Annotated in this window: 12 protein-coding genes; 3 read left to right on the top strand and 9 right to left on the bottom strand. The window is 65.6% G+C overall.

Annotated elements, in window-relative coordinates; genetic code table 11:
• Nucleotide 1: 1 nt before the first annotated feature.
• The gene (locus ACO07I_RS15975) at nucleotides 2-592 is read right to left on the bottom strand and encodes a hypothetical protein (RefSeq protein WP_422009299.1); all 591 of its coding nucleotides are present in this window, start codon (nucleotides 590-592) and stop codon (nucleotides 2-4) included.
• On the opposite strand from ACO07I_RS15975, the gene ACO07I_RS15970 reads away from it, so the two are divergent.
• Nucleotides 591-989, top strand: a complete 399-nt coding sequence (locus ACO07I_RS15970) for an encapsulin-associated ferritin-like protein (RefSeq protein ID WP_422009297.1) — start codon at nucleotides 591-593, stop codon at nucleotides 987-989. The two genes, ACO07I_RS15975 and ACO07I_RS15970, sit on opposite strands and share 2 nt — an antisense overlap.
• Complete coding sequence (locus tag ACO07I_RS15965) at nucleotides 986-1,801, top strand: family 1 encapsulin nanocompartment shell protein (protein WP_422009296.1); 816 nt, start codon at nucleotides 986-988, stop codon at nucleotides 1,799-1,801. Before ACO07I_RS15970 ends, ACO07I_RS15965 begins: the two co-directional genes overlap by 4 nt.
• A 4-nt stretch (nucleotides 1,802-1,805) precedes the next feature.
• Here ACO07I_RS15965 and holA read toward each other — a convergent pair whose 3' ends face one another.
• The 4 genes from holA to ACO07I_RS15945 all read right to left on the bottom strand — a co-directional run bounded on the left by holA (nucleotide 1,806) and on the right by ACO07I_RS15945 (nucleotide 6,344).
• Nucleotides 1,806-2,849: a DNA polymerase III subunit delta gene (gene holA, locus ACO07I_RS15960; RefSeq protein ID WP_422009294.1), complete on the bottom strand. Its 1,044-nt coding sequence runs from the start codon at nucleotides 2,847-2,849 to the stop codon at nucleotides 1,806-1,808.
• A 36-nt stretch (nucleotides 2,850-2,885) separates the two neighbouring features.
• On the bottom strand, nucleotides 2,886-3,056 hold the full coding sequence (locus ACO07I_RS15955) for a hypothetical protein (protein WP_422009292.1): 171 nt from the start codon (nucleotides 3,054-3,056) through the stop codon (nucleotides 2,886-2,888).
• 28 nt (nucleotides 3,057-3,084) lie between these two features.
• Nucleotides 3,085-5,679 carry a leucine--tRNA ligase gene (gene leuS / locus ACO07I_RS15950; protein ID WP_422009291.1) on the bottom strand — a complete coding sequence of 865 codons (2,595 nt, stop codon included), beginning with the start codon at nucleotides 5,677-5,679 and terminating at the stop codon, nucleotides 3,085-3,087.
• A gap of 104 nt (nucleotides 5,680-5,783) precedes the next feature.
• A complete protein-coding gene (locus ACO07I_RS15945) occupies nucleotides 5,784-6,344 on the bottom strand; it encodes a DUF3576 domain-containing protein (RefSeq protein WP_422009289.1) in 561 nt (186 codons plus the stop codon).
• Between the two features lie 400 nt (nucleotides 6,345-6,744).
• Between ACO07I_RS15945 and ACO07I_RS15940 the strand changes: the two genes are divergently transcribed.
• Entirely contained in the window at nucleotides 6,745-8,163 is a 1,419-nt protein-coding gene (locus tag ACO07I_RS15940) for a porin (protein ID WP_422009287.1), read from the top strand.
• Between the two features lie 405 nt (nucleotides 8,164-8,568).
• Here the strand turns inward: ACO07I_RS15940 and ACO07I_RS15935 are convergent, their stop codons facing one another.
• From ACO07I_RS15935 to ACO07I_RS15920, 4 genes are all read right to left on the bottom strand, one after another.
• Nucleotides 8,569-9,270: a class I SAM-dependent methyltransferase gene (locus ACO07I_RS15935; protein WP_422009285.1), complete on the bottom strand. Its 702-nt coding sequence runs from the start codon at nucleotides 9,268-9,270 to the stop codon at nucleotides 8,569-8,571.
• Between the two features lie 65 nt (nucleotides 9,271-9,335).
• Nucleotides 9,336-10,034 (bottom strand): LutC/YkgG family protein, encoded by a 699-nt coding sequence (locus tag ACO07I_RS15930; protein ID WP_422009283.1) that lies wholly within the window; start codon nucleotides 10,032-10,034, stop codon nucleotides 9,336-9,338.
• Nucleotides 10,031-11,449 carry a LutB/LldF family L-lactate oxidation iron-sulfur protein gene (locus ACO07I_RS15925; RefSeq protein ID WP_422009281.1) on the bottom strand — a complete coding sequence of 473 codons (1,419 nt, stop codon included), beginning with the start codon at nucleotides 11,447-11,449 and terminating at the stop codon, nucleotides 10,031-10,033. Before ACO07I_RS15925 ends, ACO07I_RS15930 begins: the two co-directional genes overlap by 4 nt.
• Nucleotides 11,449-12,222, bottom strand: coding sequence for a (Fe-S)-binding protein (locus ACO07I_RS15920; protein ID WP_422018281.1), 774 nt, complete (start codon nucleotides 12,220-12,222; stop codon nucleotides 11,449-11,451). Before ACO07I_RS15920 ends, ACO07I_RS15925 begins: the two co-directional genes overlap by 1 nt.
• Nucleotides 12,223-12,294 lie beyond the last annotated feature (72 nt).

The following is a 12,294-nucleotide window of genomic DNA, read 5'->3' as shown; positions in this document are numbered from 1 at the left end:
GTCAGTTCGCCGCCATGGCGCGGTTGCCGTCCGCCACGGCGGCGCGGCCCTTGTCGGCTGACACCTCGCTTGCCACGCAGCGCGGATTGAGCGGAAGCCCCGGCCACACATCCACTTCGAGAAAGCGGATCTCGCCGGGCGCCAGGTCGACGGTGGCTGCCTCTGCCGGGGTCTGCGTCAGCGGCGCGTAACTCGGCACGCTGCAGGTGATGACGTGGCGTCCCGGCACGACGTCGGCGCGGATCCAGGTTCTATTTGCCAACGAGCCGATCGACTGCTGATTGTCCGCGAGCGAGAAGACGGCCTCAGACCCGAGCACCGACGTTCGGTAGAGATACAAGGCAGACTGACCGGGCAGCGGCGGATCGAACCGCTTGCCGTCCGCATCGGCAGCCGACCCTGCCAGGGGAACGGCGGCACAGGCACCCAAGAGGAACGACGCCGCCAGTAGGCAACCCAAAGCGTGCACGTTCTTCTCCACAGCTGTGTAAAGGTCACGTCGCAACGCAACGAGCGCGTCGCCGTTCCGCAGACCGTCGGTGCGATCGCCGCCTTCGGGAACCTCGCGCCCGATCGAACGTTGCTGCGCCATGGCTAGTGAAACGCTGCACGAAGACCCGGCCAAGCTTGGGCCGGAGGTCATTGATCGCCATCGCGCGATCGTTTCCCTGATGGAAGAACTCGAGGCCGTCGACTGGTATGACCAGCGCGCCAAGGCGACGTCGAACGCGGAGTTGCGAACCATCCTCGAACACAACCGTGACGAGGAAAAGGAGCACGCCGCGATGGCCCTTGAATGGCTACGGCGCAACGACCCCAAGATGGACGAGCATCTCCGGACCTTCCTCTTCAAGAAAGGTCCGATCAAGGAGATCGAGGCCGACATGAAGGGCGGCGGTGCCGGGAGTGGCGACGAAGCCGGCAATGCTTCCGATGGCAGCCTGGGAATTGGCAGCCTGCGCCGGACGTCAGATCAGGTGAGAAAATGAAGAACCATCTCTTTCGTGATCGCGCGCCCATTACCGAAGCCGGCTGGGAAGAGATCGAGAAGGAAGCGAAGCGGACGCTGCGCACGCTGCTCGCCGCTCGTCGCGTCGTCGATTTCCGCGGACCTCTCGGTTGGGGAGCGTCCGACGTCGAGCTGGGGCGCGCCGATCCGATCGCCTCGCCACCGGGCGGACACAACGTGCGCGCGCTGTTGCGGCGCATCCAGCCCCTCGTCGAGCTGCGGATACCCTTCGAGGTGTCGCGCGCGGAACTGGACGCGATCGATCGCGGCGCGCGCGATCCCGATCTCGATTCGGTGACGGCGGCGGCGCGCGAGATCGCGGTCGCGGAAGATCGCGCGATCTTTCATGGATACGAGGCGGCGCAGATCACCGGCATCTGCGAAGCGCAGAAGGGTCACGCGGTGGCGATGGGCACCAGCCACGCCGACTACCCCGACGCCGTGGCGGCAGCCCTGAAGAAGCTTCGCGACGAAGGCGTCGAAGGTCCCTTCGCCGTCGTGCTGAGCGAGCAACTCTTCAAGGACCTGCAGTCGCGGACAGACGGAGGCTATCCGATCCTCAGCCACGTTCAGCGGCTGATCGATGGCGAGGTGTATGCCGCGCCCGGCTTGGATGGAGGTCTCGTCATCTCCCTGCGCGGGGGCGACTTCGAGTTGACGGTCGGACAGGACTTCTCGATCGGATACCTGGAGCACGATACCGAACGCGTGCGCCTCTATATCGAGGAGAGCTTTACCTTCCTCGTGCTGTCGCCGCAGGCCGCGATTCCGCTGACGCCGACCGGCAAGTAGAAGCCTAACGCCGGGCCTTTGCCGATCGCGCCGCTTGGCTGAGGCGGAGGCAAAGGCGGCGGGCAATGGCTTCATGCGGAAGGCCTGTCCGCTTGCAGTCGATCTCGGCCTCGAGGATCGTGGAGACAGCCGCGTTCAGTCGCGGCAGCGGCCAGGTCCGCAAATGCCTCTCGAAACGCTGGCGTACGGGACCGCCTCGGGGCAGTCCCCGCGCCTTGAACAGGGCGCCTTCGAGGTTCGACCCCTTGGCGATGTGTCCCGAGACGAGATGAAGCTGGTCGGCGTGGCGCTGGAGTGAGCGCACGAGCTGCACCGGATTTCCGCCTTCGGCGAAAACACGGTCGAGAGCCCGGTCGAGGGCCACAACCTCGCCATCGAATGTCGCCGCGATCACGTCGTCGATGCCGATGGACGCGGTGTCGCCGAGAACGGCCATTGCATCCTCCAGCGTGATGCTCTTGCCGGCATCGGATCCCTTGTAGAGCAGCAGCTTGTCGATCTCGCCGCGGGTCTGGCCGCGATCGCCGCCCAGCCGCTGCACGATCCATTCGAGGGCCTCGGGATCGACGCTCAGCCCTTGGGTGCGGGCGGCGCTTTCGACCAGCCCTTCGAGCGCGGCCTCATTGTCCATGTAACAGGGCAAGGCGGCCAGGCTGGCCTCGGTTTCGGCGAGGGTCCGCAGGTTGGAGCGCGGCGTCAGGTTGCCGGCTTCGACGATGATCAGCGCATCGCCCGCAACGGCCTCGACCAGGTTCTCCAGCGCGGCAACGGACTCCTCGCCGGCGGGCCGGACGCGGATCACACGCCGGCCCCCCATCATCGAGAGAGCGCCGAACTCGTCGGCCAGCCGTGCCGGGTCCTGCTTCAGCACGTCGCCCGCGATGTCGACCACGCGGAACGGATCCTTGAGATCCTCGCAGATCGACTTGGCGAGCGCGACGGCGCGCTCGGCGACCAGGCCGTCGTCGTTGCCGTAGATCACCACGCCCCGGACCTTGGGATCCGGCTTCTTCAGGAAGGACTCGACCTGTCGTGCTTCGATCTTCACGGCCCGTCTATAGCATGGGCCAGGCTGCGGGAGACGTCAGCTCTTGTCGGTCGACGGTTCGCTTTCGCCCGCCGCGGGCTCTCCACCCTCTTCCAGCCTGGCGCGCTCGCGGGCGGCGCGCTTGGCTTCGGCCTTCTCGGCGACCTTGATGGCCTTGAGGCGTTCGCGCTCGCGACGCTCGAAATCGTAGTTCGGCTTGCGTGCCATGTTTCTGGCCCTTCCTGGCTCTGAAGCCCTAGACTACGACGTTTACGATCCGGTTCGGCACGACGATCACCCGTTTCGGGGTCTTACCGTCGAGGCCGCGCACGAGCTCAGGCAGCGCCAGCGCCGCGGCTTCCGCCGCGTCCTTCGACGTGTCCTTGGCGAGTGAAATGGTGCCGCGCAGCTTGCCGTTCAACTGCACGGCCACGGTGACGGTGTCGTCGACCAGCAGTTCAGCCTCGGCCGTCGGCCACGGTGCATCGGCAACCAGGCCGGTGTGACCCAGCGCGTGCCACAGTTCCTCGGCGAGATGAGGCGTCATGGGACCGATCAGGCGCACGAAGATCTCGAGCGCCTCGCGCAGCGCCCACCGGGTGCTCTCGTCCTTCGCCTCGACCGAATCGATCGTGTTGGCGAATTCGTAGAGTCGCGCCACGGCCTTGTTGAAGTGGAAGGCCTCGATGTCGGCGGAGATGCCCGCGATCGCCTTGTGCGCGGCGCGGCGCAGGGCGACGGCCTCGTCCGCGAATGTCGTGGGCCTCGGCGTGCCGACCGCCGGCAGGGCCTCGATCGCCGAAGAGGCGATCCGGAAGAGGCGCTGCTGGAAGCGCCAGGCACCGGTGACGCCGGCCTCGGTCCATTCGAGGTCGCGTTCAGGCGGACTGTCGGACAGCATGAACCAACGGGCCGTGTCGGCGCCGTAGTCGCGGATGATTTCGTCCGGGTCGACGACGTTCTTCTTCGACTTGGACATCTTCTCCGAACGCCCGATTTCGACCGGGGTCTTGTCGGAGGTGCGCACGGCCTTGCCGCCATCGCGCTCGATCTCCTCGGGCGTCAGCCAGGTGCCGTCGCTTGCGCGATAGGTCTCGTGGCAGACCATGCCCTGGGTGAAGAGCCCGTCGAACGGCTCGTCGCGGTCGGTCATCTGGACCTCGCGCATGGCGCGCGTCCAGAACCGCGAGTAGAGCAGATGCAGGATCGCATGCTCGACACCGCCGATATATTGATCGACCGGCATCCAGTACTGGTTCTCGTCGCGATCGAACGGCGCCGTCTCGAGGTGCGGCGAGGTGAACCGGTCGAAGTACCAGCTCGAATCGATGAAGGTGTCGAACGTGTCGGTCTCACGACGCGCGGGCTTGCCGCAGGTCGGGCACGGCACGTGTTTCCACGTCGGATGGCGGTCCAGCGGATTGCCCGGACGGTCGAAAGTCACGTCTTCGGGCAGCTGTACCGGCAGGTCCTTGTCGGGCACCGGCACCACGCCGCAGCTCTCGCAATGGATGGCCGGGATCGGGCAGCCCCAGTAACGCTGACGCGAGACCAGCCAGTCCCGCAGGCGATACTGAGTCGTCCCCTTGCCGACGCCCATCTCCTCGAGGCGTGCGATCACCCGCACCTTCGCCTCCTCGACGCCGAGCCCGTCGAGGAACTCTGAATTCACGATGAGGCCGTCCTCGACGAACGGCGCAGCCGCGATATCGAGCGTCTTGCCGTCCGCCGGCGCCACGACCTGCAGGATCGGCAGGCCGTACTTGGTCGCGAACTCGTGGTCGCGCTCGTCATGGCCCGGGCAGCCGAAGATCGCGCCCGTGCCGTACTCCATGAGCACGAAGTTGGCGGCATAGACGGGCACGGTCTTGCCCGGCACCAGCGGATGCTTGGCCAGCAGCGGCAGCTTGTAGCCTTGCTTCTCCGCGGTCTCGACCTCGGCCGCCGCCGTGCCGGTCTTGCGGCACTCGGCAATGAAGTGCTGCAGTCCGGGATCCGACGGTGCTAGTCCGGCGACCAGCGGATGCTCGGCCGACAGCGCCATGAACGAGGCGCCGAACAGCGTGTCGGGACGGGTCGTGAAGATCTCGAGCTTGCCGTGATCGGCGCCCGAGGCGTCAGTCAGTTCCCAGAAGACGCGCGCGCCGCGGCTCTTGCCGATCCAGTTCGCCTGCATCAGGCGCACCTTCTCGGGCCAGCGGTCGAGCGTGTCGAGGCGGCTCAGCAGCTCATCGGCGAAATGCGTGATCTTGAGGTTCCACTGGGTGAGCTTGCGGCGCTCGACGGGCGCGCCGGTGCGCCAGCCCTTGCCCTCGATCACCTGCTCGTTGGCCAGCACCGTGTTGTCGACGGGATCCCAGTTGACCCAGGCCTCCTTGCGGTAGGCGAGGCCCGCCTTCCAGAAGTCGAGGAACATCTTCTGCTGGTGGCGGTAATAGCTCGGGTCGCAGGTCGCCAGCTCGCGGCTCCAGTCGAGGGACAGGCCCATCGACTTCAGCTGCTTCTTCATCGAGGCGATGTTCTCGTAGGTCCACTTCTTGGGGTGGACCTTCTTCTCCATGGCCGCGTTCTCGGCCGGCAACCCGAACGCATCCCAGCCCATGGGATGCAGGACGTTGAAGCCCTTGGCGCGCTTGTAGCGGGCGATCACGTCGCCCTGCGTATAGTTGCGCACGTGGCCCATGTGGATGCGCCCCGACGGGTAGGGGAACATTTCGAGCACGTAGTATTTCGGGCGCGTCTTATCCATCGCGGCCCTGAAGGTCTGGCGCTCTTCCCAGACCTTCTGCCACTTGCTCTCGGTTTCGGTGAAATTGTAGCGCGCGGTGGGCGCTGCAGGCGTGGACGACACGGAGATATTCCCGAAAAAGGGTGTTCCGAAAAAGACGGAGGCCGCAGCGGATGCCCGCTGCGGCCTCTCACGTCAAGCTCTTGACCGAGAGGAGCGCTGCCGTCTCAGGAGCCGCCGGCAATGCGAAGCTGCCGGGCGCGCGTCAGGATGGCGTTCTCGATGTCGATGTTGGTCCGCGGATCGACCTGGGCGTCGACCCAGTTGCCGCCCCGGGGGCTGGTCTGCTGCTTGAAGACCGAGACACGCACTCCGTCGGCGCGCAATTCGCGGTCGAGGATGGTGACCTGGACCTTCATGCGCTCGTTGGGCGTCTCCGCCGGCGTATACCAGTCGGTGATGATGACGCCGCCGAACGGATCGGCCGAGACCAGCGGGATGAAGTTGATGGTGTCGAGCGACGCGCGCCACAGATAGGCATTCACCGCCACGCCCGTGCCGGTGTCGTCTTTCTTCTCCGCCTTGGACCCCAGGAGACCTCCGGGGCCGAACAGGGTGCCCTGCTCCTGGGTGCGACCGCCCAGACCTGACCGAACGTCGTTTCTGCTGCGGTCGCCCGACGGACCGGTGTTCCGCTCTAGCTTATTGGATTCATCGGCACAGCCGGCGGCCCCGAAGGCGAGGACGGCAACTGCGGCGATGCTCACGAACTTGGACAGTCCCGACATAGAATGGCGCCTTGATCTTCCCATGGGCCGCAATTCTGCGGCGGAGACAGTGGCCGGGACCATAGGCTCAACGATACCTGAACTGCAAGCGGCGGGGCGATATGACACAATGAGGTGTTATCAAAAACTCATTGCGCCACGGAGCGAGTTGCAATACGGGACTTGTTATTCCTGAGGCATTGCCGGGGCCGTCTGGTATCCCAAAATGTGACAAAGACGCCACAGGTGCGGGCAGAATGAAGCCGTGGGGCGACCATTTCTTGACCCTCGTTTTGGCGAAGTGTTTTATAGGCTTGCCGCATTGGTGGATTCGGTGGGCCTCGTGTTCAGGCTTCCAGTTCCCGCCGGTCGGACAGGCCTTTTTGGTACGTACCAGTCTCTGATCAATGAGAGAGGGAGAATGATGAAGAAGCTTCTACTTGGCTCGACCGCCTTGGTCGTCGGCGGGTTGATGGCCGCCCCGGCCATGGCCGCCGATCCGATCAAGATCGGCGTGGGCGGTTACTATACCTTCTACGCGATCGCCGGCGGCATCCAGTCGACCTACGCCACGAACGGCACGTGGGCGCAGTACAAGGGTCTCAACTTCCAGCAGGAAGGTGAAATCCACTTCATCGGCCAGACCAAGCTGGACAACGGCACCTCGGTCGGCGTGCACGTCGAACTCGAAGGCTGGAACCAGAATGCTGGTGCGGCGGCGGGTGCGTGGATCGACGAAGCGTTCCTGTTCGCCTTCGGCGACTGGGGCCGCATCGAATTCGGCGCGCGCGACCCGGCGACCTACCGTATGTACTACGGCACGCCGTCGGCCCTGATCGGCTTCGGCGCCGTTCAGCACAACACGAACTTCGCCTGGGCCAACCAGAGCGTCATCTCGACCAACAAGGCGTGGTTCCACGCCACGACGACGACCAACGCCGGTCAGTTCCAGGATGCGCAGGGCGTCAACTACTTCACCCCGCGCTTCCAGGGCCTGCAGATCGGTGTCGGCTATCGTCCGAAGGTCAACGTCAACCCGCAGGGCGGCGGCGCTGGCATCGGCGTCGGTCCGGGTGCGACCACGCAGGGTGTTTGCGGTTACACCAACGCGACGTCTTCGCCGAACTGCCTGACGAACGACAATTCGTATCAGGACGTGTTCGACGTCGGCGCCAACTACCTGAACAAGTTCGGCGACGTCACGGTCGCTCTGTACGGCGCGTTCCTGTACGGCAACTTCGTTCCGGGTAACAACCCGTGGAACTCCACCGGCATCAGCAACGGTCCGCCGGTGACTCAGGCCACGACGGCTGCCAACCTGGCGACGGGCGCCAATGCTGCCAGCTGGAAGCAGTGGGTCGTCGGCGCTCAGGTCGGCTACAAGGGCTTCACCCTCGGCGGTGCGCTCGGCTGGGACAACAACGGTCTCGGCGCCAACTACTACACGGGTCAGAGCAACGACACGCGCTTCTACACTGCTGGTCTGATGTATGAGACCGGCCCGTGGCAGATGTCGTTCGGCTGGACCGGTTCGTACAACAACAACGGCAACGGCTCGGTCGGCTGCAGCACCATCGCAGTCAACTCCGCGACCTGCGGCGCCAATACCGCCTCTGGCGTTGTCGGTGTGAATTCGACCGCGTTCGGCAACGGCAGCAACCCGAACAACCTCTCGTTTGGCCAGGAGTCGGTCAACAAGTGGGAAATCGGCGTGAACTACGCGCTCGGGCCGGGCGTGAAGCTCACCGGCGGTGGTCTGCTCTACACGGCGTCGGGTCCGTCTGCTGCCGTCTCCGGCAACAGCTGGGGTCTGCTGCTGGGTATGGACCTGCGCTTCTAGTCGCAGGACGATCCAAGAACTGGAAAGAGCGGGCGAAAGCCCGCTCTTTTCTTTTGTGCGCCCTGTCGCTGGCTCTAGGGTCTTTCCGACAGAGACGGACTCATATCGGACCTTCCAAAAGCACCTCACCCTGAGAGGCTGGCCGGAAGTGAATTGAATCGATTCAAGCACTTACCTCATCCTGAGGAGTGCCGCTTCGCGGCGCGTCTCGAAGGATGGGCAACAGGCAAGGTGCGCGTTCTCACCCTTCGAGACACATCGCTGAGTTTACCCCGAGGTAACTCGAGGGGCGACGTTCCTCAGGGTGAGGCTACTGGGGCTGTTCATAGCCCCTTGTTTTAGCGGCATTCATTTCCGGCCAGACTCTCAGGATGAGGTGCTGGATGCACTCGAAGCGGAAAGACTCTAAGTCGAGGCGCGCTGTCCCACGAGGTTGACCGATAGGCAGGGCAGGTAGGTCCGCGAGACCGGCAGGCGCTCGGTCGCCTGGCGTGCCAGCACGGCACGGTTGTCCTCATGATCCAGAACGAGCTGGAACAATCCCTGTTCGACGGCTCCGGCGCCGGCATCCAGGGCCGGCCGCCCGTCACGTTCGATCCGATAGGCCACGTCGAGCCCGACATCGCCGCCGCTGTAGAAGGACGAGGCGATCTCGAGCCTTTCGAACAGCAGCATCAGCCCCCGCGTCGAGAAGCGCCAGTAATCGTCCGGCGCGGCATGGAAGGCATGCGACCAGGCACTGGAGACATAAGCGAGTGCGCCCGGCCCCAGTACATGCTCGATGTTCCGCGCCGCGCGCGCCGGATGGCGGGTATGCTCCAGCACGTGGCAGCAGACCACGAGGTCGAACGGCTCGTCTCCCAGCCGGCTCTTCAGCGTCCTTGGATCGCTGCAGATGTCGGCGACGCAGTCGACATTGGCCCCCTCGAAGAGATCGAGCCCTACGAACCGGGCCTTCGTGCCGAAGCGCGTGAGAACCGCCTTGCGCCAATTGCGTACGTTGCGTTCGGAAACCAGGGTGCGCGCGCCCACCTGAAGAACCCGCGGTCCGCGCTTGCCGACCGATTCGGCCACCCGGTCCAGCAGGCGCTCCACTTCCCGCGTCACGCTCGTTCCGACGACGCGAAGCTCACCGGGGCGCAGCTCACCAGGAGTGGCGCCGCCGCCCGCCATCAGTCGCGCACCACCAGAATATGCATGCGGCGCGGGCCGTGCGCGCCCAGTTCCATCGCCTGCTCGATGTCGCCGGTGCGGGACGGGCCGGTGATGGTGTTGACGGTGCGCGGCATCAGGTTCTTGCCGTAGCGTACGCGAAGCCGTCCCCAGACATCCTCATAGCCGCCGACGATGTCGGATTCGCGCAGCACGACGACATGCGTGTCGGGCAGCAGGTTCAACGACACGGGATGATCCGGACCGGAGGCCATCACAACGGTGCCGGTCTCGGCGATGCCGGCAAAGGCGCCGGTCACCGAGACCTGGTCGCTGCCCTCTCCGCGCCCGCGCCGGATCGTCATCATCTTTTGGCTGGCCCAGTCGTACCCTTCAAGGAGTGGCGAGGGCGCCATCGCGACGCTCGCGGGCAGGTTGTTGCGCGCCAGGTAGGCGCTCACTTCGCCCGGCACGTCGACTGGTCCGACCCGCGCCACGGTGGCGTTCAGCGTCTCGGCCCACTGGCAGAACAGAGCAACCTTCTCGGCCTGAGGCAACTGTCCGCGGGCGACCGACGGTCCACGCGGCGGTTCGGCCAGGCGTGTCTCGACGACCGTGCGAGCCTGGCCGGTCAGTTCGCCGCGATGCAGCGAGCGGCGGATGCCTCCCAGGATCTGGGCTCGCGCCGTACCATCGCCATTTCTCAGCGCGTCGCTCATGCCTTCCTCTTCGCCCAGCGTGCATGGAAGGTACCGCCGGCTTGAGGCGCCGGGAAATCGCGGAAGCGGGTCCAACCGGACGCCAGCGGCAGAGAGCCGTAGCGCCCGTCCGCACGCCCGAACAGCGCCAGCACGCGGTTGGCGATTCCCGTCAGCCGCCGATAGAGCGCGGGCCGGCGCGCCGCGAAGCTCCACATCGCCAGACCCTGGCGGACCGCCTTGGGTGTGAGGTGCTTCTCGAACTCGCGCTCGCGCCAGTGGCGCATGAGCTTGGGCAGCGGGATGCGGACGGGACAGACACTCTCGCAGCGGCCGCAGAAGGTCGAGGCGTTGGGCAGATTGCTGGCTTCCTCGACGCCCACGAGTTGCGGCGTCAGCACCGCGCCCATGGGGCCGGGATAGACCCAGCCATAGGCATGGCCGCCGACGGCGCCGTAGACAGGGCAGTGATTCATGCAGGCGCCGCAGCGGATGCAGCGCAGGATGTCCTGCATCTCGGTGCCGAGCACGCTCGACCGCCCGTTGTCGAGCAGCACCACGTGATACTGGTCCGGCCCGTCGAGATCGCCCGGCTTCTTCGGTCCCGTGTTCAGGGTCGTATAGGCCGACGATTCCTGGCCGGTCGCCGAGCGCGCCAGGACGCGCAACAGCACCGCCGCATCCTCGAGGGTGGGAATCACCTTCTCGATGCTGGCCAGCACGATGTGCATCCTGGGCAGCGTGTTCGACAGATCGGCATTGCCCTCGTTGGTCACCAGCATCGACGAGCCGGTTTCCGCCACCAGGAAGTTGGCGCCCGTCAACCCGACATCGGCATCGAGGAACTTCTGGCGCAGCACGTAGCGCGCCTCCGCGACGAGATCGTTGCGCTCGGTCAGGCGTTTGTCGAAGCCCAGCTTGGCGTGATGTTCGAGGAACGTGTCGGCGACCTGGTCCTTGGTGAGATGGACGGCGGGCGCGATGATGTGGCTGGGTGGCTCGTTGCGCAGCTGGATGATGTATTCGCCGAGATCGGTTTCGATCGGTGCGATGCCCAGGCCTTCGAGATGCTCGTTGAGCGCGATCTCCTCGGCCACCATCGACTTCGACTTGGCGACGGTGCGGGCGTTCACGCTCTGGCAGAGCTCGGCGATGATGCGCCGCGCGTCGGCGGCGGTCGGCGCCCAGTGGACGTGCCCGCCCAGGCCAACGACCTTGCGTTCGAACTCCTCGAGATAGAAATCGAGATGGGCCAGCGTGTGGTTCTTGATGTCGCGCGCGCGATCGCGCAGCGCCTCGAACTCGGGCAGCCGCTCGGCTGCCTGGCGTCGCCGCTCGGAGAAGCCGACCTTCAGCTTGGCCAGCGAGTCCTGCAGGTTGGGATCGGCCAGCGCGTGATCGACATTCGCCTTGAAGGCATGGGCGGTGGATTCCATCAGCCGCGCTCCGGTTCGCCGATCGCCGGCAGGTCGCCCATGCCGGCCAGGACTTCAGCGACGTGGCGCACGCGGACGGCGCTGCCCTCGCGCTGCAGCTTGCCCGCCATGTTCATCAGGCAGCCGAGATCGCCGGCCAGCAGCGTGTCCGCTCCGGTGGCGGCGATATCTGCGGACTTCTCGCCGACCATGGCGTTCGAGATCTCGGGATACTTCACGCAGAACGTGCCGCCGAAGCCGCAACAGACTTCGGGTGTCTTCATTTCGCGGAGTTCGAGCCCCTGCACCGATCCCAGCAGATTGCGCGGCTGGGCCTTCACGCCGAGCTCGCGCAGGCCGGAGCAGGAATCGTGATAGGTCACCGAACCGTCGTAGCGCGCCGAGACGTCCCTGACGCCCAGCACGTCCACCAGAAACGAGATCAGCTCATGGCTGCGGCCGGCCAGATTCTCCGCACGGGCCTTCAGGGCCGGATCGTCGTCGAACAGGCCGGGATAGTGATGCGACAGCATTCCGCCGCAGGAGCCGGAGGGTGCCACCACGGCATCATAGCCTTCGAAGGCGTCGATGACCTGAACGGCGATGGCGCGGGTCGTGGCCCGGTCGCCGGTATTGTAGGCCGGCTGTCCGCAACAGGTCTGGAGCGGCGGCACCTCGACGGTGCAACCGGCCTCCTCGAGCAGCTTCACCGCCGCGAACCCGACCGACGGCCGGAACAGGTCGACGAGACAGGTGACGAAGAGCGCGACGCGGCGCGGGCGGGTGGAGGGCATGGCGAGCGAGCTGGACACGCCCCGACCATGGCAGCGGCGAAATTGGCATGCAAGATGCCGGTGCAGGTTTGT

Origin of the sequence: Reyranella sp. (assembly GCF_965227665.1) — a bacterium.
Classification (GTDB): Bacteria; Pseudomonadota; Alphaproteobacteria; order Reyranellales; family Reyranellaceae; genus Reyranella.
The sequence above is the reverse complement of the archived record's forward strand: the minus strand, read 5'-3'. Positions and strand labels throughout refer to the sequence as shown.